At 56.6% G+C, this 22,560-nt stretch carries 20 protein-coding genes; 12 read left to right on the forward strand and 8 right to left on the reverse strand.

All coding sequences use genetic code 11. The features are described 5' to 3' along the window. Positions 1-2: 2 nt before the first annotated feature. The 4 genes from NH344_RS01365 to NH344_RS01380 all read right to left on the reverse strand — a co-directional run bounded on the left by NH344_RS01365 (position 3) and on the right by NH344_RS01380 (position 5,769). Positions 3-890 carry an ABC transporter substrate-binding protein gene (locus tag NH344_RS01365; RefSeq protein ID WP_058578663.1) on the reverse strand — a complete coding sequence of 296 codons (888 nt, stop codon included), beginning with the start codon at positions 888-890 and terminating at the stop codon, positions 3-5. Between the two features lie 162 nt (positions 891-1,052). Next, entirely contained in the window at positions 1,053-3,221 is a 2,169-nt protein-coding gene (locus tag NH344_RS01370; protein ID WP_058578662.1) for a TonB-dependent siderophore receptor, read from the reverse strand. Between the two features lie 119 nt (positions 3,222-3,340). Next, on the reverse strand, positions 3,341-4,633 hold the full coding sequence (locus NH344_RS01375) for a lysine N(6)-hydroxylase/L-ornithine N(5)-oxygenase family protein (protein ID WP_054641353.1): 1,293 nt from the start codon (positions 4,631-4,633) through the stop codon (positions 3,341-3,343). 23 nt (positions 4,634-4,656) lie between these two features. Continuing rightward, complete coding sequence (locus NH344_RS01380; protein WP_058578661.1) at positions 4,657-5,769, reverse strand: GNAT family N-acetyltransferase; 1,113 nt, start codon at positions 5,767-5,769, stop codon at positions 4,657-4,659. Positions 5,770-5,981: 212 nt separating this feature from the next. On the opposite strand from NH344_RS01380, the gene NH344_RS01385 reads away from it, so the two are divergent. The 3 genes from NH344_RS01385 to NH344_RS01395 are packed head-to-tail and all read left to right on the forward strand — an operon-like array spanning position 5,982 to position 8,169. Beyond that, positions 5,982-7,670: a cyclic peptide export ABC transporter gene (locus tag NH344_RS01385; protein ID WP_063744345.1), complete on the forward strand. Its 1,689-nt coding sequence runs from the start codon at positions 5,982-5,984 to the stop codon at positions 7,668-7,670. A gap of 29 nt (positions 7,671-7,699) precedes the next feature. Beyond that, entirely contained in the window at positions 7,700-7,897 is a 198-nt protein-coding gene (locus NH344_RS01390) for a hypothetical protein (protein WP_054641354.1), read from the forward strand. Continuing rightward, entirely contained in the window at positions 7,894-8,169 is a 276-nt protein-coding gene (locus NH344_RS01395; RefSeq protein WP_054641355.1) for a type II toxin-antitoxin system RelE/ParE family toxin, read from the forward strand. Before NH344_RS01390 ends, NH344_RS01395 begins: the two co-directional genes overlap by 4 nt. Positions 8,170-8,410: 241 nt before the next feature. Here NH344_RS01395 and NH344_RS01400 read toward each other — a convergent pair whose 3' ends face one another. Beyond that, positions 8,411-9,034 (reverse strand): cytochrome b, encoded by a 624-nt coding sequence (locus NH344_RS01400; RefSeq protein WP_054641356.1) that lies wholly within the window; start codon positions 9,032-9,034, stop codon positions 8,411-8,413. Beyond that, a complete protein-coding gene (locus NH344_RS01405; RefSeq protein ID WP_058578660.1) occupies positions 9,027-9,971 on the reverse strand; it encodes a siderophore-interacting protein in 945 nt (314 codons plus the stop codon). Before NH344_RS01405 ends, NH344_RS01400 begins: the two co-directional genes overlap by 8 nt. 198 nt (positions 9,972-10,169) lie before the next feature. Here NH344_RS01405 and fhuB point away from each other — a divergent pair, with 198 nt between their 5' ends. The 3 genes from fhuB to NH344_RS01420 all read left to right on the forward strand — a co-directional run bounded on the left by fhuB (position 10,170) and on the right by NH344_RS01420 (position 13,712). Further along, positions 10,170-12,161, forward strand: coding sequence for a Fe(3+)-hydroxamate ABC transporter permease FhuB (fhuB, locus tag NH344_RS01410; RefSeq protein WP_058578659.1), 1,992 nt, complete (start codon positions 10,170-10,172; stop codon positions 12,159-12,161). Next, a complete protein-coding gene (gene fhuF / locus NH344_RS01415) occupies positions 12,158-12,946 on the forward strand; it encodes a siderophore-iron reductase FhuF (protein ID WP_058578658.1) in 789 nt (262 codons plus the stop codon). Before fhuB ends, fhuF begins: the two co-directional genes overlap by 4 nt. A gap of 154 nt (positions 12,947-13,100) precedes the next feature. Beyond that, the gene (locus NH344_RS01420) at positions 13,101-13,712 is read left to right on the forward strand and encodes a LysE family transporter (protein ID WP_054645171.1); all 612 of its coding nucleotides are present in this window, start codon (positions 13,101-13,103) and stop codon (positions 13,710-13,712) included. A gap of 40 nt (positions 13,713-13,752) precedes the next feature. On the opposite strand, the gene ltaE is transcribed toward NH344_RS01420, so the two are convergent. Further along, positions 13,753-14,763 carry a low-specificity L-threonine aldolase gene (gene ltaE / locus NH344_RS01425; RefSeq protein WP_054641357.1) on the reverse strand — a complete coding sequence of 337 codons (1,011 nt, stop codon included), beginning with the start codon at positions 14,761-14,763 and terminating at the stop codon, positions 13,753-13,755. Between ltaE and NH344_RS01430 the strand changes: the two genes are divergently transcribed. Together NH344_RS01430 and speG are read left to right on the forward strand one after the other, a co-directional pair. Continuing rightward, the gene (locus NH344_RS01430; protein WP_253027431.1) at positions 14,762-16,120 is read left to right on the forward strand and encodes an FAD-dependent oxidoreductase; all 1,359 of its coding nucleotides are present in this window, start codon (positions 14,762-14,764) and stop codon (positions 16,118-16,120) included. The genes ltaE and NH344_RS01430 overlap by 2 nt on opposite strands. 124 nt (positions 16,121-16,244) lie before the next feature. Beyond that, entirely contained in the window at positions 16,245-16,799 is a 555-nt protein-coding gene (speG, locus tag NH344_RS01435; RefSeq protein ID WP_058578657.1) for a spermidine N1-acetyltransferase, read from the forward strand. 54 nt (positions 16,800-16,853) lie between these two features. On the opposite strand, the gene NH344_RS18230 is transcribed toward speG, so the two are convergent. Beyond that, positions 16,854-16,976 (reverse strand): hypothetical protein, encoded by a 123-nt coding sequence (locus tag NH344_RS18230; RefSeq protein ID WP_255303821.1) that lies wholly within the window; start codon positions 16,974-16,976, stop codon positions 16,854-16,856. Positions 16,977-17,550: 574 nt separating this feature from the next. On the opposite strand from NH344_RS18230, the gene NH344_RS01440 reads away from it, so the two are divergent. The 4 genes from NH344_RS01440 (at position 17,551) to NH344_RS01455 (ending at position 22,528) form a co-directional block, all read left to right on the forward strand. Further along, positions 17,551-19,263: a thiamine pyrophosphate-dependent enzyme gene (locus NH344_RS01440; protein WP_054645168.1), complete on the forward strand. Its 1,713-nt coding sequence runs from the start codon at positions 17,551-17,553 to the stop codon at positions 19,261-19,263. Positions 19,264-19,326: 63 nt separating this feature from the next. After that, positions 19,327-20,130, forward strand: a complete 804-nt coding sequence (locus tag NH344_RS01445; RefSeq protein WP_054645167.1) for an alpha/beta hydrolase — start codon at positions 19,327-19,329, stop codon at positions 20,128-20,130. Positions 20,131-20,173: 43 nt separating this feature from the next. Next, on the forward strand, positions 20,174-20,941 hold the full coding sequence (locus tag NH344_RS01450; protein ID WP_054641358.1) for a metallophosphoesterase: 768 nt from the start codon (positions 20,174-20,176) through the stop codon (positions 20,939-20,941). 90 nt (positions 20,942-21,031) lie between these two features. Then, on the forward strand, positions 21,032-22,528 hold the full coding sequence (locus tag NH344_RS01455; RefSeq protein WP_044628968.1) for an alanine/glycine:cation symporter family protein: 1,497 nt from the start codon (positions 21,032-21,034) through the stop codon (positions 22,526-22,528). Positions 22,529-22,560: the final 32 nt, after the last annotated feature.

Genomic DNA, 22,560 nt, shown 5'->3' on the forward strand with positions numbered 1-22,560 from the left:
TATCATAGGGCTTTCACCAAGGCATTGGCAAAGCGTTGAGCGGAGGGGAGGGCACCCGCTATCCAGAAAGAAGACGACAAAACAACAGAATCTCCTTGCTGGACACTGGGGAGGTAACGCCACATGCCGCTAGTCTCGATATTATTTTCTATACCTATGGGGAATGCACTTTCGATGACAATCAGTCTCGCTTCTTCCACATTGAAAAGCTCTCTGATGCTTACTAGTGAATAGCCCCACTGATTGGTTTTTTCTGTCCATGCATTGCTTAAATTTAACTGCCGAAGCACCTCCTGAAACATACTATTCTCGCCATATACTCGGACATAGTGCTCATTTACTAGTTGAATAACTAGCAGTGGTGGCTGTGAGCTTAGGTTACTTCGCAATTCTTCAAGATGAGATCGTGTGTCCATAATTAGCTGTTCCGCTACAGCTTTTTGATCGACTGATACACCAATTTCAAGAGCAAATGCATCAAAGCTTGACCACAGACGGCCACTCCTATTTCCGACATAAGGATAAGATTGGATGATGGTATAAGGTGCAATGTTAGCTAACCTTTGCCCGAGGCGAACTTGGCTAGGAGACAGAAGGATATGATGAGGTTCGATGCTGCTTAGTAGTTCCATGTTTGGAAATGTCTGTGTTCCAATATCTATGATGTCGACATCTTTGTAGTTATCGCCAGTCCATTTATGGAAGGCTGCGGTATTGCCCAATGAGACAGCGCTAGGATCAAGAGAGAGAAGTGTTTCTGCAATTGTCCAGTCAAAGACTGCAACAGATGGAGGCAATTTAGTTGCCAGTGCTGGGTTAGTGGTTAAAATAAAACCAACTAAATAAACAGGGGTACGCCAAGACCTAGGCAGAAATCGTAAAAAACTCACAGCGAACTCCTTTAGAAAAAATAAAAATTCCCAAAAAAAGACTGATTAAATATTAGTGTATAAAAAATGATAGATACTCACTATCAAAAATTCAGCCCTACCTAAGCAGGGCCGAATAAAATACATGTAAATCGAGATGTTGGGGAGTGCTATGCTGATTTTTTAAAAGTCATATTTCATCGTCATCATGAAATTGCGTGGTGCACCGTAGTAGTTATGTCGGGTTTCTCCCCGAACTGAGGAGTAATACTCTTTGTCGGTTAGGTTGTTGCCGTTAAAAGAGATATCCAAGTTCTCATTGACTCGATAGCCGACCATGGCTGACACGGTGGTATAGCCTCCTTGCTCTATACGCGTATCTCCGCTTTCGGCATAAACACTGCTGACTGTATTTATGCCAGCACCAAGGCGCCAGCCCTGATTTGGATTATCGCTGAATCGATAGCGTGACCATAGGTTGAAGTTATGCTCCGGCGTGTCCGGCGAGAGTGTGAGTCCTTCCGAATTAGCATCTCTTACGAACTCTGTCTGTGTATAGGCATAACCAGCGCTGAGATCCCAGCGAGGCAACAGTTCGCCGCTAACTTCTAGCTCGAAGCCTTCACTTTTTGCTTCGCCGATAGGAATCGAGAAGCCAGGATTATTAGGATCAGAATATGCGCGATTGGTGTCTTCGATACGGAAAACTGCAGCATGCCAGTTCAAGCTACCCTCGGCATGTGAGCCTTTAATACCGGCCTCGTATTGCTCACCCTCTCTTGGCTTGATAGGGTTGCCGTCACTTCCTACAGCCGTTTGTGGCTCAAAAATGCCAGTGTAGCTTGTGTATAAGTTGAGCCCTTCGTTGAGGCGATAGATCAATCCTGCGTAGGGGATAAACTCAGTGCCATCATCACCGGACGTTTCACCACCAAGAAAGTTATTGGTTTCCCACCAATTTATACGGCCACCAAGCGCAAGTGTAAAATCATCCATAAGATTGAATCGAAACTGGCCGTAAGAGGCATATTGTTCGATATTAAGCTCAGTCCTACCAGGTGTGCCATCGAAATCTGGTTCTGTACGGTTATGTATTGGGTCAAACAGATTCTGAGGAAGATATTGAGGGTCGCCGAAGACCCATTGATTACTTAGCTCACTACTCTGATAGCTGGTGCCGAATACGGCTTCATGAGTTGCTCCAGCTAGTTGGAATGGGGTGCTAAACTGGGCCTCCAAATAATCGTCCTGCTTCTCCAGATCCCAAGCGATCTGACGAATCGCAAACTCGCCGGTATTTTGATCAGCGACTAGAACTCCTTCACTACTTTTTCTTAGGCTTGCATCGCGATCCAAACGATTAGCTTTAAAGACTATTTCGCCTCCATTAGCTAGGCGATGCTCAAGTTCTATAAAATAGCGTTGTGCGTCTCCTGTCTGCTTATCCCAGTCAGATCCGATATAGGTAGAGCGGTCTACATTGGGTAGAGTGCCATCACTGTAAGCTGGTAATCCAGAGTGCGGTCTAAACTCTTCATCTTGCACAGTAACGCCCATTGACAGTGTCGTTTCGGGAGACAAGTCAAACTCAAGCGTGCCATAGCCGATTTGGTTCTCTGAGTAAACGTGATCAATAAAAGAGTCTCGATCATCGTAGACACCGACGAAACGGCCCCGTACTTGCCCTTCGCTGTCTAACGCGCCGGTAACATCAACAACACCCCGATAGGCATCGTCCGTACCTGCAGAAATAGATACAGAGGCTTGGCTCTCAGCTAAAGCACGCTTACGAACTAGGTTGATAGTGCCGCCGGGTTCGCCGGCGCCATGGAGAATGCCCGCAGGTCCGCGCAATACTTCAATTCGATCAAGTAGTGCGGGGTCAAATACTCCGGCACTTTCCCAGGCACTGCCCGCGCTCTGAACAGGACTGCCATCCATAAGGAAGGAATCAATATTATAGCCTCGAGCCTTGATAACATACTGATTAGGACCGTACTCATTTACGGTGATGCCTGTGACATTTCGTAGGGCCTCAGACAGCGTGGTAGTCCCTTGATCATCGAGGCGATCTCGTGTAACAACGCTAATAGATTGCGGCGTTTCCTGCACAGATTGTGAAACTAAGCCAATGCTAGTGCTTTCGCTAGTGTAGGAATTGCTGTTTTCGGTCATGCCGTAGGGCAGGCGATCCCCGGTGACAGTGAGTGTAGACAGCTCGCTGCCATCATTGTCAATCGAGTGGTTTGTCGACGTAGCATTTTGCTGAGCAAGCACAGCTGCCGACGTACTGCAGGCAGCAACAGCAATGGCGGCCGTAAGCCACCGCTTGCGGAAAGTGGGTTGGTTCACGAATGTTCTCCTTAAATGAGGTTCATTTTAATTTTGTGTAAATCTTAATTGTTATTGTTTGCATTATGAGTATATGAACCCCGAAGTCAACATCAAGTGAGCCTCGGGGTGGCCGAGCACTATGGCGCGGTGACTTCTTGCTTACAGGGCGAGGATGCATATAAGGCAGTTTTCTGATCTAGTGCAGCACAAATCTCACTTGTCCTGGCTGCCAAAATCGACAGCAGGGTATCGCTTAAACCATGGGTGGGCTCGCAGCTGCCTTGCAGGAAAATAGCCGGTTTGAACTCAGGCTTGGTATAGAGCTGATAGCGGCGATTGACGGCAAAATCGGGCAGGTAGTCCGCCACCGGAGCCAGCAGCCGTTTATGGGTGTCGCGTACATAGCCGGTGGCTAACACTACGGCGTCGTAACGGGTGATATCCGTATGGCCAGTCTCCAAATCACGCACTTTGAGCTCGACGCCTTCAGGGCCTGCTTCACTGCCGATCACCTCATGGCGGCGGCGGAAGCGGTGGCGGGCCTGGCCGGTGACTTTTTGCTGGTAGAACACATCGTAAATCTCCTGAATCAGTGCCAAATCAGGGGCCGAGTAGTTGGTGCTTTTGTACTCCTGCAGTAGTGCTTCCCGCTGGCCGGTGGGGTTGTTGAACACGTAGTCGGTGTACTCGGGGTTGAAGATTTCGTTAACGAAGGGGCTATCATCCGAGGGTTTGAAGGCCCAGGCTCGACTGATCAGATCCACCTGGATGCCTTCACGGCCGTGCAGATCCAGGAAGATCTCAGCCGCGCTCTGGCCCGCACCAATTACGGCGATGCGTTTGGGGGCGTATTGCTTTGCCAGCTCTCTGAGGTAGTGGCTGGAGTGGAAGACCCTTGGGTCGTCTTTTAGCCCGGTGAAGCACTCCGGCACGTTGGGCGCCCCGCCCACGCTGATCACCAGTGAGCGGGTGAGCCTTTCCTGTACCGCGCCGCTCTCATCCCGTGAGCGAACGCGAAGGTAGGCGACCTCGTCGCTGTCCGTTTCGGGCAGTACTTCAAATACCTCCTCTCCATAGGCGCACTGGTGTTCAAAGTGGCTGGCCGTCCAGCTCAGGTAATCATTGAATTCGTGACGGCTGGGGAAGAAGGTCTGCAGATTGATGAAGTCCTGCAGGCGGCCTTTGCTGTGCAGATAGTTAAGGAAGCTGAAGCGGCTTTTAGGGTTACGTGGCGTGACCAAATCTTTCAGGAAAGAGATCTGCATATGGGCGTTGTCCAGCAGCATATGCGGGTGCCAGGCAAAGCAGGGTTGGCGCTCAATGAACAAGGCATCCTTCGCTTGCCCTGTCTGACGATGTTCGTCGAGCGCAATGGCCAGGGCAATGTTGGAGGGGCCGAAGCCGATGCCGATCAAGTCATGAATATGCATAAGGGTCCTCGTGGCTGACGTGTTTATAAGGTGAAGCGTGGGTCGGGTCGTGGCGCTGACCCAGGGTGGGGCGGCAGCGGAATCCAGCTGCGCTCGTTGAAGAAGTGTTCGCGAAGCTGCATGCCGAGCATGGCCCGCTTATGGGGGAAATCGAACGCCTTGACGTGGGCGTAACCGCACTGGGCAAGGTTGCGCAGCATTTTGGCGTTATCCACCCGGGGTTCGATCACCAGGCGCTGAGTGCGGCAGTCATCGAGAAACAGATAGTGCGAGAGGGAGGGCATCCAGGCCGCCACATATGGCCGCCCTCGAAAAGCCGCTTCGCCGATGAGTACGTGCCAGCCGCGGTCAAAGTCATCGGCTGCGTAATAGGCACCGATGCGATCCTCCTTGGCCCAATAGGTCTCGAAATAGCCGAAGGGCTCGCCGTCGATACAGCCGATCAGCGGTAACACGCTGGGGTTTTGCAGGGTGCTCTCTAGCCGCTCGCGGTGCTGTTCCAGGTCGCCCTGCTCCTCCCAGAAGTGGGCGACGACCGGGTCGTTCATCCAGCGGTTGAAGCGTTCCAGGTCGAGCGCCAGGTCAAGCACGCGAAAGCTCACCGTGGCATCGAGCCAGGGAATATGGCGCTGATAGACCGTGCCACTGGGGCGCGGTGGGCGGCGTGGATGGCGTTTTCCATTCGTAAGGATCGGCTGCTGGGGGTAGGCGCGCAGGGAGGGGGAGGTAAGCCAAAGGGTGGGCAGCTGCCAAAATAGCTCCGCGTAGGCCCAGAGTTCTCCCTGGTTATCTTTCACGGCGATGCCGGCGGCACACAGGTTGGCATGCACGACGCTGGGTAAGCGAAGGCGTATCGCCACAGTGGCCGGGTGAAAGGTAAACGCCCCTTCGATCGCCGCGAGCAACGCCGGGAGTGGGGGGGCGGAGCGCTGCGGCCAGCGCAGCGTCAAGGTGTTGCTATCGTCCTCCAATGACCACTCAAGACGTTCTTGATCACCCTTGACGAGCAGTGACTGCGTGGTGGCATTCGCAATGACGTGATAGCCCACGCCCTCGGGACGTGAGAGCAACGCGGCTTCCGCGGGGCTTTCATAAGATGCGTCTACCTGTGTTTGTGCCTGGACAGAACGGGACACCGCAAAGCTCCTATCGATGAGAACGGATCAAACAAGGAACAGCCGTCGACATCACCTGCCATGGGCCGGTATGACGGACTTCTTTATCTAAGGACGAATGAGAATGAGGCTTGTTTACGTAATGGTGGGTTAACTTTTTGCGGGAGCGATTCGTCTTTAGAGGTAGCTGTCGGTTTTCAATGGGCTTCCAATCGCTTTCCAACGAGGTGAATGTGCTTTCCTATCTGTTTCGTCGAACCCGCGGGCTGATGACCGCCGCTGCCTTGGCCAGTATTCTCTCGGGACTTTTCAGCGTGCTGCTGATTGCCCAAATCAATGCGGCGTTGACCGGCGATGCCGCCAGCCGTGCCGACTCTCATGTCAACCCTGCCTGGGTCTTTGCGGGCATTGCCGTGGCGTTGATGCTCTGTCGCATGGTGTCGACGGCGCTGTTTGAGCGATTGGGGCAGCGTGCTCTGGCCGAGTTGCGCAGTTTTGTCGCCCAGTGTGTGGCCGAAACCCCCTTTGCTCGGTTCGAGCGTGTGGGCAGTGCGCGGATCCAGTCGGCACTCACCGAGCACAGCAACAACGTGGCGGTACTGTTTGTTAGCTTGCCGGTGATTTTGACCAATACGGTCATCGTGGTGGGGTGCTTGGGCTACCTGGCAATGCTCTCATGGCAGGTGTTCCTGTTTGCTTTAGGCGTGATTGGGCTGGGGGCTGTTGGCTACCATCTGGTTCATTTACGCGCTATTCGTTACCTCCAGAGTGCCTCGTCCGAGCAGGATCGCCTGTTTGGACATTTCCGTGCGCTGACCGATGGTGCGAAAGAGCTGCGTCTGCACCGGCGCAAGAGCCGGGTCTTCATGGATCGGGTACTCGGCGAGTCGGTTGAAGGCGTGCGGCGATTGCGTACCCGTGGCATGTCGCTGTTCGTGATCTCGACCAGCTGGGGGCAGTTTCTGATGTACGCCTTCATCGGGCTGGTGCTGTTTGGATTGGCGGATGATGGGCCTAATCAAACCCAGATCATGACCGGTTTTGCCCTGGTGTTCGTGTTCATGGTGACGCCCCTTGAAGGTTTGTTGATCAATATTCCGCGGATCAACATGGCGCGGGTGGCCGCTAGCCGAATCGATGAGATCACCCGCGAGATGCCCCAAGGCCAGGAGAAGCAAACATCACCTCCGGTGCCGGATTTTCAGCGGCTCGAGTTGCGTGACGTGACCCACCAGTACTACCACGAGCAGAGCGATGACTTTTTCGAGCTGGGGCCGATCAACCTTGACTTCACACCGGGGGAAGTGGTGTTCCTGGTGGGGGGCAACGGTAGCGGTAAGACCACGCTGGCCAAAGTAGTGGTGGGGCTTTACCCGCCGGAAGGTGGCGAGGTATTGCTCAATGGCGAGCGGGTCGAAGCGGATGGCTGGGATGCCTACCGGCAGCTCTTCTCGGTGGTGTTCTCGGACTTCCATCTCTTTGAGCGCCTGTTAGAGGCACCGCGTGATGGCCTGGACGAGGAAGGCAACCGCCTGCTGGCCAAGTTGCACCTGCAGCACAAGGTGCGGGTTGAAAACGGTGCGTTTACCACCCAAGCACTCTCCCAGGGCCAGCGTAAGCGTCTGGCGCTTGTCGTGTCCTACCTTGAGGATCGGCCCTTCTTGGTGTTTGACGAGTGGGCGGCGGATCAGGATCCGTTATTCAAAGAGGTGTTTTACTGCGAGGTGTTGCCCGAGCTAAAACGCATGGGCAAAGCGGTGCTGGTGATCACCCACGATGACCGCTATTTCCACCTCGCGGATCGGTTGGTGCGGCTAGAGAGTGGCAAGCTGTTGGCGGCTGGGCAAACGACTGACGAGCAGTCGATTGGCGCGGAGGTGGGAGCTTCAGAGGAAGATGTCAAAATAGGGAGTATCGATTAAACTGTACAGGTAACCGAGGAGAGGTGATCATGAATACCCAGCTAGATCCTATCGTTTCGGAATTCGAGACGCAGGAACAAGCCGATAGCTATGATCGTTGGCTCAAGGCCAAAGTTCAGCGCAGCATCGACAACCCGGGCCAAGGAATGCCTCATGACCAAGTTATGACCAAGGTTGATGCGATCATCGCCGACGCGGAGCAACGCCAACGCGGCGGAGTTTCGTGAGCCTGCCTATCCACTGGCATGACGAGGCGATTAACGACTTGTTTGAGCTTGTCGTATACATCGCCGAGCGCGATCCTCAAGCCGCCCGGCGGCTGCGTATTCGTATTGAAGCAGCTGTCTCCTCAGTGGCTGAACACCCCTACTTACACCAAGTGGGCCGCTTGCCGGGTACGCGAGAAATTGTTGCTCACCCAAACTTTATCGTGGTCTACCAAGTGACGGATCGCATTGAGGTCATATCAGTGGTTCACTCTCGCCAAAATTATCCCTGACGCCTACTCGCCGCTCATACGAACTGCTAACCCAGAGTCTCCACCTCAAAGGCCACCATTTGGCGCTGGACGCTGGAAAATTCGAGCCGGTCAGATAAATGGGTTTGCCGGAGGCGTCATGTCTGTCAGTGCTTAAACATGCCATTCAGGCTAGTGGCGAAGAGCACCTCTCCTTAGCACTATGACGCTGAGCGAGTTCCTCATCAGAGTATGCGCCTTCATCTAATGACTTCTTAAGCTCTTACCTGCCACTTCCCCCCACCATACGCGCCAGTACCTTGTCCTTGAGCCAGAACCTATGAATCAGCGCCATGGCGATATGGCCGATGATTAATCCACATAGCAGCCACGAGAGTGGGCCGTGAAGCAGATCGGCGGGGGCGATCATCCAGGGGATCTCGCGCTCTGCTTCGGGCAGTAGCTCCATGCCATAAAAGCGTAGCGCCCCGCCGCGGCCGACCTGGCGTAGTATGGCGAAAGCGGGTAGCCACAGCAGCAGCGCGTAAAAGGTGATATGCACCAGGCGCGCGATGCGACCTCCCCACCCAGGCGGCTGCGCAGGCCGCCGCTTGCGGTTGAGCCATGCCCAGCCAAGGCGCGCCAGCGTCACGATGAGAATCAGAAACCCTAACGAGCCATGAGGCCCGATGCTGGCCAGGAAAAGCGTGATAGCGTTTTCGCCCATCCCACGCCAAGCCAGCAACACGGTGAATTGCAGCGTGACCAGCGCGGCGGTCAGCCAGTGAAGTATACGGCTGATTCGTCCATAGCGGTTGGGGCTGTCTCGCCAGCCAATAGGCGTCTGAGCTGGCTGGCTAGTGAGACCCTTGTTTGACGCCGTGTCGTTTGCCATTTCCTTAACCATTGGCCTTTCCCTGCCTCCAGTAGCCCATGCTGGTGACGTACTGCTTGGGGAGCCCGCACTCGTTGACCAAGTAGCGGCGCAGCTTCATGGCGACCTTGGTTTCAGCGGCAATCCAGGCGTAGAAGGGCGCGCTGTCGTCCAGAGTGGCGGGTTCCCAGAGGGGGCCGTCCTCATCGTCGCTTTCATCGTGGGTCGTGGCGCTGGTAGTGGGGGTGGCAGGCGCACCACCTAGCGCTTGAATTTCCCGATGCAAATCGATATCGCGTAGCGCTCTCATCAGCAGCTCCCCGTGCCGACAACTGGGCTCGGTGTCGCGGGCCAGCCAGTGTAGCTTAGCGGCTTGGGGGAGCGACTGAACGTCGTCGAGGTGGGGCACTTCGAGCAGCGCTTCGACCTTGGGTTTGAGCGGCAGGTCATCGAGGGTTTCCAGAATACCGGCAGCAGCGGGGAGGGCGGTTTCATCGGCGATGAGTAGAATACGGCGCACACCCTGGGGCGGTTTCCACTCGTAACCTTGCGCTGGGCCTTCTGCCGTGGCGTCGGGGGCCGTCATGGCAAGCCGGTCACCGGGCTGGGCATGCATGGCCCAGCGTGAGGCGGGGCCATTGTCGCCGTGGAGCACGAATTCGACATCGACTTCAGCGTTCTCTGGGCGTAGGGCGCGGATGGTGTAGGTGCGCGCGGCGGGGCGCTGTGTATCGGGCAGTGCGCGATAAGCGCCGTACCAGTCGTGCTCTTCCAGCTTGGCGATTTCGAACAGCGGGTCGAGGCTGCCACCGTCTTTGGGAAAGAACAGTTTGACGCGTTGATCCGGCGCGTAGGTCGCCATGTAGCCAACGTCTGGGCCCGTAAAGGTGAACTTGACGAGCGAGGCACTGACCTGGGTGCGTCTGGCTAGGGTGATATCGAAAAGCCGATAGCTCGGTTTGGCTGCCATGATGGGGTTCCTCATGCGGAGACATAAATCAAGGGGTCAATTGTAGTGCTAATTATTATCATTTAGAATCTTCGACAGTCATTCAAGCGCTCATTTCCATCCACTCGTTTGCTTATATCCTAAGGTCACTCCCATGACGCAGCCGCCTACTCACGCTCTTTTGGTGAATCGTCCCGCCACCACCAACGGAGGGGTCTCATGCTAGGCGCTGCTCAACGAATGGGAGGAATGACCCCCGCGAAAGCTTGTCTGTTGCTGAGCCTGCCGATGGTCGTGCTGTTTTGGGTCGGCCTAGAGAGCCAAGGCGGTTTTGCGCTGGGCCTAGAGGCATTAGTGGCCCCTTCTTTCGAGAATGTCGACGAGCTTCTGCTCCATTACGCCTGGTGGCCGCGCCTCTCGATCGCGCTGTTGGCCGGGGGCGGTTTGGGGCTGGCGGGCGTGCTCATGCAGCAGGTGCTGCGCAACCCGTTGGCGTCACCCACCACGTTGGGGGTGGCATCGGGCGCTAATCTGGCGCTGATGACCGCTACCTTGCTGGCGCCAGGGCTGCTGGTGGTGGGGCGTGAGTGGGTCGCCTTGTCGGGTGGCGCGCTAGCGGTGGGGCTGGTGTTCCTGCTCTCCTGGCGGCGCGGTTTGGCCCCTGTTGTGGTGGTGTTGGCGGGCCTGGTCGTTAATTTATACCTGGGCGCACTCTCCACCGCGCTGTTGCTGTTTAACCACGAGGCGCTTTCCGGGCTGCTGATTTGGGGCGCGGGATCGCTGGCGCAAAACGGTTGGGACGGCGTGGCGACTCTCTGGCCGCGGCTGGCAATTAGCTGTGTCGCCGCTTGGTTTTTGCTGCGCCCTCTGGCGGTGCTGGAACTGGACGATGCCAGCGCCAAGAGCCTAGGGGTATCGCTGACTTACCTACGCTTTGCGGGCATGGGGCTGGCGGTGTTCATTACCGGCAGCATCGTCAGCGTGGTGGGGATCATCGGCTTCATTGGCTTGGCTGCACCCAACATCGTACGCATGGCGGGGGCGCGTCGATTGAGGTCGCGGCTGATATGGTCGACGCTATTGGGGGCGGTACTGCTGGCGACCACGGATCTGCTGCTGCAGCAGTTCGGGGGCATGGTGGCAGCCTTTATTCCCACCGGAGCGATTACCGGTGCCCTAGGGGCACCGCTGTTGATGTGGCTGATTCCGCGCTTGAAATTGCAAGGCGACCAACCGCCAAAAGGGGCGGGAGTGTTCGCCCATCGTCACCCGGCGCCTTCCCGCTTGGCCGCTGGTTTGCTCCTCGCGCTACTAGGCGCCACGCTGCTTGGTCTGCTCGTTGGCCAAGGTGTCGATGGCTGGTATTGGCTGTCGCCGGATAACTGGAACGTGATGCAGTGGCGCCTGCCGCGAGTGATGGCGGCCGCCGCCAGCGGGTTGATGCTGGCGATTGCCGGAACGATTCTTCAGCGCCTTTCGGCCAACCCCATGGCCAGCCCTGAAGTCTTAGGTATTAGCGGTGGTTGTGCCATTGCGCTGATTCTGGGGATTTTCCTGCTGCCCGCGCCGACCAACTTCACGTTGATCGGGGTCGGCACCCTGGGCGCTTTTGCGACGCTGTTGGTATTGGTGGGGATTAACCGTAAAAGCGGCTATCTCCCCGAGCGTTTGCTGCTCACCGGGGTGGCCGTCAGCGCTCTGTTTGATGCGGTGCGCAGCGTGATGCTGGCAGGCGGTGACCCGCGTGGCCAGCAGGTGATCGCCTGGCTGGCGGGCTCCACCTACTACGTGGATATCACCAACGCCGTGGTGGTCGGGGGCATTGCCGCCGTACTGGCGCTCGTCACGCTGCCTTTTACCCGCTGGCTGGATATCCTGCCACTGGGCGCAGCGACGGCCAAGGCGCTTGGCGTCACGCTCAACCGCGCGCGTTTAGCGCTGCTACTGCTCGTTGCACTGCTCACCGCTTGCGCCACCTTGGTGGTGGGGCCGTTATCGTTTATTGGTTTGTTAGCACCGCACATGGCCCGCTTGGTCGGCTTCTCGCGCGCGGGCCAGCATCTGTTAGGGGCGGCGTTGATCGGTATGCTGCTGATGGTGCTGGCGGACTGGGTCGGCCGTCAGATCATTTTCCCTTATGAGATACCGGCTGGCTTGGTCGCCTCCTTGATTGGCGGTGCTTATTTCATGTGGGGGCTGCGGCGGCTATGAGGTGTGTGGCGACCAAACCAAGTGAGCTTTGGGCGACAGCGAACCCTGCGGAGGCGCTGATAGCGCTGTACCGCCAGCCGCCGCTGGAGAACCTGAAAGCTCCAGCGTTTGGTCCGCCTGACGAACCGACGCTGGCAGCCTCTGCATTGCTGGATCGAGGCTTCTTGAGTGAGCAACTGGCGCGCTATGGCCGTAGCCACGGTGACCATGCTGACGGCAAAGCCATTGCGTCGATTTGGTCGAAATTTCACTTCAGCAGTGTCGCGATCCCGACGCTTGTGGCCAATCTGCTACTGGGCTACGAGTTGCCATTGGCTGGAGATGAGTTGCGGTTGGCGGTTGGCGATCAGGGCCAGACCGCGCGTATCTGGCTGCCCCATGGGGGCGTGCCATTGTCGTCCAGCGCACCCCAGGCGCGATTTTGTCGTTTATTCGATGACCATTGCGCGCCGCTGATCGAGCTGCTGGCGGTGATCTCGGGACTCTCTGCCAAAGTGTTCTGGAGCAACCTGGGGCACTACGTTGAATTTGTGGGCAAGGCCTGCTCGCGGCACCCGGAGTTTTCGGCTGCCGGTGACCCACTGTTGGATTATCTCGATACCAAGACGCTTCCCGATGGGCGGCGAAACCCTCTTTATCAGCCGGTGCGTTATCTGGAACTGGGGGGTGAGACACCGTCCAGGGTGAGACGACTCTGCTGTATCAAGTATCGGCTGCCCGGCGAGCCGCTTTGCGGCGGCTGCCCGCTCAAACCTGAGAACAAGCCGAGCAAGCAACGCCGTTAGGAGAGCATGGCCGATCGAGCGAAAGTAGTGGCCAAAGATGACCGATTTTCATTAGAAAAAATAATGCCTCATTAGCAGTATGATTTTTGGTAATCAGTACGCTCCGTTACTTTATTGCCAGTGAATCGCGGATACTGATAAAGAGGACGGGGTAATGTGGGAAAGCTACCTAACGGGGTTAGTGGTGTGTGGCGGCATCATCATGGCGATTGGGGCGCAGAACGCTTACGTGCTGGGGCTGGCCGTTCGCCGCGAATACCACTGGTGGTCGGCGGGGCTGTGCATGAGTGCGGATGTCGTGCTACTGACGGCCGGCATGTTTGGTGCCAGCGCATTTTTGCTCACCATGCCGAGCGCCATGGAAGCCATGCGCTGGGTGGGCGTGCTGTTCTTGAGTTGGCTGGCGGCACAAGCGCTATGGCGTGCAGTCAGCGGCCGTGAAGGCTTGAAAGTCAACGGCGTCAAAGCCCGCAGCCTGCGCAGTGTGCTGCTGGCGACACTAGCGGTGACGGTGCTCAACCCGCAGGTCTACCTCGATACGCTGCTGCTGATTCCCGCCATTGGTGCCCAGCAGGAGAGTGCTGGCGTGTTCGTCGCGGGGGCGTCGACAGCGTCGATTCTCTGGTTCAGCCTGTTGGCCTGGGGCGGGGCGGCGCTATCGCCATGGCTCTCCCGTCCCGGCGCATGGCGCACCATCGATGGGCTGATCGGCCTGATGATGGCGGCCATCGCAGTGCACCTTGCGTTCGACTCGGTACTGTTTTAAGCAACGTGTTTAAGCAACGTGCAAGAAACGCATCCTCCGGCTACGCCTGATCGAAGTAGCGCTGGACGATGGTCAGCACTTGTTCGATATCGTCGTCGCTAATGTCTCGATGCACGACCATGCGCGTAGCGTAAAGAAGTTCTATCAGCACGCCATTCGCCTTGAGCCACTTAGCCAACGGCGCGACATGCGCTGGGTCGATGCGCACGAATACCATATTGGTGGCCTGGGAGGTCACCTCGATGGCGGAAAAGGCTGCCAAACCTTCGGCCAAGCGTGCCGCACGACGGTGGTCGTGAGCCAAATCTGCCACGTGGTGATCCAGGGCGTGCTGGCAGGCGGCAGCGATGAGGCCTGCTTGGCGCATACCGCCACCCACGACCTTTCGCCAACGTCGAGCCCGGTCGATCAATGCCTGAGAGCCCACCAGTGCCGAGCCCATGGGCGTGCCTAACCCCTTCGAGAAGCATAGCGACACGCTGTCGAAAGGCTGACAAAGCTGTTTGAGAGAGGTGTCCGTGGCCACGGCGGCATTGAATAGCCGGGCACCGTCTAGGTGGGTAGCCAGGCCGTGTTCTCGGGCCAGCGCGGTGGCCTGCTGCACGTACTCGGCAGGCAGTACCTTGCCACCTATGGTGTTCTCCAGCGCCAAGAGCCGAGTACGGGCAAAGTGGAAGTCATCGGCCTTGACGGCGGCGGCGATTTTGTCGAGGGGCAGGCTGCCGTCTGGTGCGTTTTCGATCGGCTGGGGTTGAATGCTGCCCAATACCGCGGCACCGCCCCCTTCGTAGCGATAGGTGTGGGCGTTCTGGCCGACGATGTACTCATCACCCCGCTCGCAGTGGGCCATCAAAGCCACCAGGTTGCTCTGGGTGCCGCTGGGGAAAAGCAGCGCCGCTTCTTTACCCGCACGCTCGGCCAGCGTGGCTTGAAAGGCGTTCACCGTCGGGTCGTCGCCCCATACGTCGTCGCCCAGCGGGGCCGCCATCATGGCGTCTCGCATGGCGGCGGTAGGGCGTGTCACCGTATCGCTTCTTAAATCAATCTTCATGGAACGACTCCTGGTTGAGGCAGAGACAGGGCACGCTGCCAATCATCCACTATGGTTAATGGGTGCGACACCCAACGTTTATCTGCCCGGTCTGACCGTATGGCAATCCAGCATAGGCAATAAGATGGATCTTAAAAGTGGTTATCCGTTCTGGACGGTAAAAAATGGATTATTGACCCCTTTTCCGCAGCTTAACCAGGATTTGCAAGCGGAAACAGTGATTATTGGCGGCGGTATTACCGGCGCTTTGATCGCCGATGAGCTAAGCCGCCACGGCCATCGCGTCGTAGTGCTCGAGAGGCGTGATGTAGGGTGGGGAAGCTCTGCGGCCAGTACCGCGCTACTGCAGTATGAAATCGACACCCATATGGTGCATTTGGCCGAGCAGTACGGTGAGGCCAATGCCGTGATGGCCTATCGAAGCTGCGCCGAGGCGATTGTCTCGCTAGAGCGCTTGGCTGCCGAGCTGGGTAATGTCGCTTTCAGTCGCCAGAAGAGCCTCTACTTCGCGAGCCAAGAAGCGGATGTCGACGCGTTGAAGGCTGAGCTTGCGATGCGCAAGCGCTTCGGCTTCGATGTCGCTTGGCTGGAACAGCGTGCGATTGAGGCTGACTACGGCTTTTCAGCGCCAGGGGCGATCCTGTCCTCGTTGGCCGCCCGTATCGACCCATATCGCATGGCATATCACTTACTGGAAAACGTCGTCCGTCGGGGCAGCCAAGTGTTCGATCGCACCCAGGTGGAGCAGCTGATAACTGATGACGACGGCGTCAACGTTCGGCTTCGCAATGGGGCTACGCTGCGTTGCCAACAGGTCATTATCGCTTCTGGATACGAAAGCCAAACGTGGTTGCCAGCGCCAGTGGCTGCCAATCGTAGTAGCTATGCGTTTGTGACCGACCCCTTGCCTAGCGAGGTATTGGGCAAGCTGGGACACACGCTGGTGTGGGAGTCCGCACGACCGTATCTCTATCTGCGTTCCACGCAAGAAGGGCGGTTATTGATCGGCGGAGAGGATGACGATGAAGACATTGCCGAGCGTCGGGACGCACGGGTGATGGAAAAAGCGCGAACGCTGGCGGCCAAGGTAGAAACACTGTGGCCTGACCTTGAGATCAATCCGACGTTTTGCTGGGGTGGCACGTTCGCGGAAACCGACGACGGTTTGCCCTATTTCGGACCTCACGAGTCGCTAGGTCCCCGAGTGCATTTCGCCATGGCCTACGGCGGTAACGGCATCACGTATAGCATGATAGGTGCCCAACTGCTGCGTGCACTGATCGAAGGTCGCGAGCACCCCCTTGGGGCGTTGTTCTCCTTGCAGCGAGAGCCTTCGATGGCGTCAACGCGCCGTTAATAAAACGCTACACTACGAGGGCTAACACACCCAGTTGCGTCAACCCCGTCGTTAAAATGACTGACCTGCCACATTGCCCGTGTGATGGCATTGTCTCGTTTGATGAATTAAGAGAGTGTCGACCATGAGTCCCGCTTTGTTCCTTCGTGCCCTGGAGCGCAATGATTTGCGCTTCGTCCATGAACTCAATAACAACCAGAGCATCATGTCGTACTGGTTCGAGGAGCCTTACGAATCCTTCGATGAACTCGAAGAGCTGTACAACAAGCATATCCACGACAACGCCGAACGGCGTTTCGTAGCAGAAGACAGCGCCGGTAACGCGATTGGTTTGGTGGAACTGATCGAAATCGACTACATCCACCGCAGCGCCGAGTTTCAGATCATCATTACCCCAGAGCACCAGGGCAAAGGGTTCGCACGCTCACTGATTCGCCAAGCGCTGCACTACTCCTTCACGATTTTGAATCTGCACAAGGTCTACTTGATCGTAGCGGTACAGAACGTCAAAGCGATCCATCTCTACGAGGAGAGCGGGTTCATCGAAGAGGGCCACTTGGTTCAGGAATTCTTCATCAACGGCCAATACCGTGACGTCAAACGTATGTATATCCTGCAGGAGACGTATCTGGCGCAGTTGAATCAGCAGCCCATTGAAGAGGGCGGTTGGGAGTCATGACACCCCACGTCTTGGTCGTTTGCCAAAGGCGCTGACCAAGACGTAGTCAGTGCCTTACTGCTGGCGCATATAGGCAGCGAGGGCGTCGAACGCGGCGCGTTGCTGCTGCGCGCGTTTTGCCCAGACTTCCATGACGTCGACTTCCATGGCCGCATTATGAGTAATGGCATCCTTCATGGCGAACACTCCTGGTGCAGAGGTAGAGGAATCGTTTTTGTTATACGCAGCTTGCTTTGTGCAGTGCAGTAAGATAGCTGTGATATGAATATTAGGCGCTTTTGCAGAGCGTTTCTAGTCCAAAAGATGTAAGTGATTTGCCATGTCGCGTAAGAAATAGCTTACAAAAAGGGGCGTCAATACGAAGATGCTTGTTAGATCATTGAATGGAAAAGGTTTTCATAATATAAAAAAGCCGACACGCTGTGTCGGCTTTGCAGGTTATCTTTTCGTCTAAGTAGGCAAATACAGGCGCATAAGCGCTGGCTATCCGTAAAAATCGGCGATGGCATCGTTGGCGGCGCGCAGCCAATACGCCTGACATTGCCAAAACGCTAGCACCTCATCGCTCACGGGTGTGATGACGCTCGAGTTGGTCATCGCAGGGTCCTCCTATAGGGCACCCTTTTCAGTGTAGACCCATTTATGCTGCGACGCAGCATAGTGTGCTACTCTCTGACCGCCCGGCAAAACTCATCGTCTCGGTCTAGGCTTGGTGGTGGACGTGCCATTTCCCCCGCGAAAGGAGTCGCACATGAGCGCAAACGTTGCTGAGATCATCGTCGAAACCCTGCAAAGCGCCGGCGCCAAGCGCTGCTATGGTGTGGTGGGCGATACGTTGAACCACTTTACGGACGCCCTACGGCAAAGTGACATCCAGTGGGTGGGCGTTCGCCACGAGGAAGTCGGTGGTTTTGCCGCCGGTGGCGAAGCCTATATGACACAGGAGCTAGCGCTCTGCGCAGGCTCCTGTGGCCCTGGTAGCCTGCACTTCGTGAACGGCTTGTTCGATGCGCATCGCAATGGTTCACCTGTCGTGCTTATCGCCTCGCAAATCGCGCTAGGCGAAACGGGCAGCCAGTTCCCTCAGGAAGTCGATCAGAGCGCCATTTTCAAGCAGTACAGCGTGTTTTGCGAAACCGTCGTCTCCGCCGAGCAGGCGCGGCGCATGGCCGCGTTAGCCGCCCAAGCGGCGCTCGCCAGAGGTGGCGTTGCGGTCCTTATCGTGCCGGGTGATGTGATGACCCAAACCCCGGAGAATCAGCTGGGCTATCGCACGCACCGGTTTAGCTACTCGGTACGCCCGACGGCAGAGTCGCTAGTGCCCGCCGTCGAGCAGCTCAATAAAGGCGGCAACATCACTATTTTTGCAGGCGCTGGCTGCGACGATGCGCGGGAGCAGGTGATCGCGCTTGCCGAAAAGCTGCAAGCACCGATTGCCTGGACATCCCGGGCAAAAGATTTCATGGAGCACGACAATCCCTATCACGTGGGAATGACGGGCGTTTATGGTCTTGAAGGCGGCTACCATGCAGTGGCCGAGTGCGACACGCTGCTGCTAATCGGCTGTAATTTCGCGTTCACTCAGTTCTATCCGGAGCGCGCCACGATCATTCAGGTAGATCGAGATCCCGCACAAATTGGCAAGCGCTATCCGGTGGACGTGGGCATCGTCGGCAGTACGCGGGATACCTGCGAGGCGCTCGTTCAAGTCGTCAAGGAAAATACGCGCAGTCACTGGCTAGAGAAGTGCCGCAAGCGCTACGCCAAGTCGTTGGAAAAGTCTGCCCATGGAAGTCATGATAGCCAAGTGATCCACCCACAAGAGCTGACGTTGGCGATTGACCGTCACGCGGCAGAGAACGCACTGTTTACGGCAGACACCGGCAGTGTCAACGTATGGATGCTGCGCCATATTCACGCCTCCCAGCAGCGCCGCACCCTCGCGAGCTTGCAGCATGGCACCATGGCCAATGCGTATCCTCAGGCTTTGGGTATTCAGCTCGCGCATCCCCATCGCCAAGTCATTGCGATGTGCGGGGATGGCGGGTTAACCATGCTGATGGGGGATTTATTGACCCTAGTACAGCAGCAAATTCCGCTAAAAATCGTCGTGTATAACAACAGCTCCTTGAGCTTTGTGGAGTTAGAACAAAAAGTAGAGGGAATGCTCGATGCCTACACCGAGCTCGAAAACCCCAACTTTGGCGAGGTTGCCGCTGCCATGGGATTATGGGGCCGCCGAGTCGAGCAAGAAGACGAGCTGGACGTCGCGATTAGCCAGTGGCTCGCCCAGCCGGGGCCTGCCTTGTTGGATGTGGTGGTGAATCCCATGGAGCTGGTGATGCCGCCCAAGGTCGAGGCCGGGCAGGTCGCCTCGACCGCCCTCTACTCCGCTAAAGCCGTGTTGAGCGGGCGCATGGATGAGGTCGTTCACTTAGTCAAAAGCAACTTCTTGAAACGCTAGCGGGTTATCGCATGCTATGTTGGCAGTGGCGCATGACACACTGACAATATCAAGAGCAATGCTATGACGCTAACGCCAGCTATTCATCACTATGACCGTTGGGTGAGTACCCCCAACGGTCGTTTATTTACGCGCACTTGGGAACCAGATCGAATACGATCAGAGGTTCCTATCCTACTGTTTCACGACTCTCTCGGATGCGTGGATTTGTGGCGCAACTTCCCCGAAGCATTATGCGCAGCAACGCGGCAACGGGTCATTGCCTATGACCGGCTCGGCTTTGGCCGCTCCGATGCATCTTCAATACCATTGCCGCTCAGTTTTATCGACGATGAAGCGAGGGGCAACTTTGCGGCCATCTGTCATGCGCTACAGGTGACTCGCTTTATTGCGTTAGGCCATAGCGTGGGTGGCTGTATGGCCGTGCACTGCGCCGGGTATTATTTTTCGCAGTGCCAGGGGCTCGTCACCATCGCCGCCCAAGCGTTCAATGAAAATCGCACGCGACAAGGGATCGAAGAGGCAAAAGCGACGTTTCAGACGCCGGAACAGTTCGCTAAGCTGGTCAAGTACCACGGCAACAAAGCCCGTTGGGTGTTCGATGCCTGGACGGATACTTGGCTAAGCCCCGAATTTGCGGCGTGGTCCCTCACTCCTGCGCTTGAACGTGTGCGGTGCCCTACGCTCGTGCTACATGGCGAGAAGGATGAATACGGCTCTCACCGTCAGCCTGAACGCATTGCCCGCTACACCCAAGGCCCAGCCCACTGCGAAATGTTGCCCGGCATCGGTCATGTGCCACACCGGCAGGCCGAAGCCGTCGTGGTGGAGTTCATCCGTCAGTTTATTTCTCGCCTTGACGATTGACGACCCGATACCAAGCCCATGTAGGCATCACGTGAGACGTTCTATGCGTTTAAGAGTCTTATCCGATCTTCATTTAGAGCATTTTGATGGTCACCGCGAGCTGCCCCCTGCCGACGCGGATGTGGTGGTGCTGGCAGGGGATATTCATCGAAGAGCAGAAGGGCTGGCGTGGGCACGCCAGCAGTTTCCCGACCTGCCGATTCTCTACGTGCCGGGCAACCATGAGTTCTATGGCACCTGCATGCCGCTGCTGCGCCAAGAGTTAGCGCTGGAAGCCGCTCGGTATGATATCGAACTGCTGGATAATCGCTGCGTGACCCTACGAGGCGTGCGCTTTTATGGCACCACGCTATGGACGGATTTCGCGCTTTATGCCGATGACCCCACACGCAACCCTGCCGATACTGAGTCTAAAGCGCTGCGTTACATGCCTGATTTTCGCATCATTACCACGGCCCCCGGCCAAGTGTTCACGCCTCAAGCCAGCCAATACATGCACCGGGAAGCACTGACGTGGCTGCAAGATGAACTCCAACAAGCTTTTGATGGCCCCCGCGTGGTGATTACACACCATGCGCCCTTACATCGCTGTATTCCAGAGCAGTACTTAGGCGATTCGTTGTCCCCAGCCTTTGCCTCCCACTTGCCGCACTTAATGGGCAAGATGGATCTCTGGATCCATGGTCACGTTCACGAGCCGGTGGATACGTGGTGCGATGGCACCCGCGTTATCGCCAACCCGGGCGGTTATCCAGAGGAGTTTTCGCCGCCGCTGTTTCGACCTGATTGGGTGGTCACGGTAGGTGAATAAGGGCTGAAATGACGCGCTGCTCTATAACCTAGCTACACTCCTACTTGTGACGATGACAGTTGCTCATATAACCACAGGGAGTGAAAGGCCATGGAATTATTAGAAACGGTGCTAGGGCCACTTCGCGACGGCCTTTATGCCGTCATGATGCCCATCAGCAACTTTATCTGGAGCTATATCCTGGTATACCTGCTACTGGGAGCAGGTCTGCTGTTCACGATCATGACGCGCGGGATGCAGTTTCGCATGTTTCGGCACATGGCCCACGTGACCTTTACCGCGCGCGGAGCGGGAGATGGCATCAGTGGTTTTCAGGCATTCGCGACCTCCATGGCGGCGCGGGTCGGAACCGGTAATTTGGCGGGTGTCGCTCTGGCACTATGGATTGGCGGGCCGGGAGCGATTTTTTGGATGTGGGTGACGGCTCTGGTGGGGTTTGCGACCTCGTTTATCGAGTCGACATTGGCGCAGGTGTACAAGCACCGCAACGAAGATGGGGTCTTTCGCGGCGGCCCTGCGTTCTATATCGAGCGCTGTCTGGGTTGGCGCTGGCTGGGGTCGCTGTTTGCGGTGTTTTTGATCATTGCCTACGGACTGGCGTTCAACGCGGCGCAATCCAACACCATTGCGCAGGGGATGAGCGGTGCCTTTGGCATTCCTAACTGGCTGACCGGGGTGGTGATTGCGGCACTGGCAGGTGTCGTGATCTACGGCGGGTTAAAGTCGGTGGCACGCACGGCTGAGAAAATCGTACCGGTCATGGCCATTGCCTACCTGCTGGTGGCGCTATGGATTCTGTTTGCCAACCTCTCCGCCGTGCCCGACATGCTGTCGTTGATCGTGATGAGTGCCTTTGGGTTAGGCCCGGCGGTCGGGGGCGCGGCGGGTTACGCCATCAAGGCCGCCATGGAAAACGGCATCAAGCGCGGCCTCTTTTCTAACGAGGCCGGTATGGGCTCGACCCCCAATGCGGCGGCCCAGGCCACTGTGAAGCATCCAGCAGCCCAGGGGTTAGTGCAATCCTTTGGGGTGTTTGTCGATACCATCGTGATTTGTAGCTGCACGGCGGTGGTGATTCTGCTTTCCGGTGTTTATGAACGGCTGCTATCCGAGTCGCCGGGGGAGAGCATCGAGGGCATCCAGCTCACCCAAGACGCCATGGTGGATCATCTAGGAGGCTTTGGTGAGATCTTTATTGCCATTGCCATACTGTTTTTTGCCTTTACCTCGATTTTGGCCAACTTCTCCTTCTCTTCGGTAAACATCGAATACCTGTTCCGCCGCCACGCCAAAAAAGCGGTGGGCGCATTCAAGATCGTTATCATCGCCATGGTGTTGCTGGGCTCTGTCGCTGAACTCAGCGTGGTCTGGGATTTTGCCGACCTCGCCATGGGCCTGATGGCCACGACCAACCTGTTTGCCATTCTACTGATGGCGCCGATTGCGGTCTCGGTGTTGAAGGATTACGAACGCCAGCGGCGACAGGGCATCGAGGAACCGCTGTTCGACCCCGCCATACTCAAAAATCCAGAGCTAGTGGATGAGGATGTGTGGCCGGTGAGAGAGGCTAAAGAAGCGGATAGATAAAGCGAATAGATAAAAAGTGTGACGAGCGGCCT

The organism is Halomonas sp. Ps84H-12 (assembly GCF_024124725.1).
Classification (GTDB): domain Bacteria; phylum Pseudomonadota; class Gammaproteobacteria; order Pseudomonadales; family Halomonadaceae; genus Vreelandella; species Vreelandella aquamarina.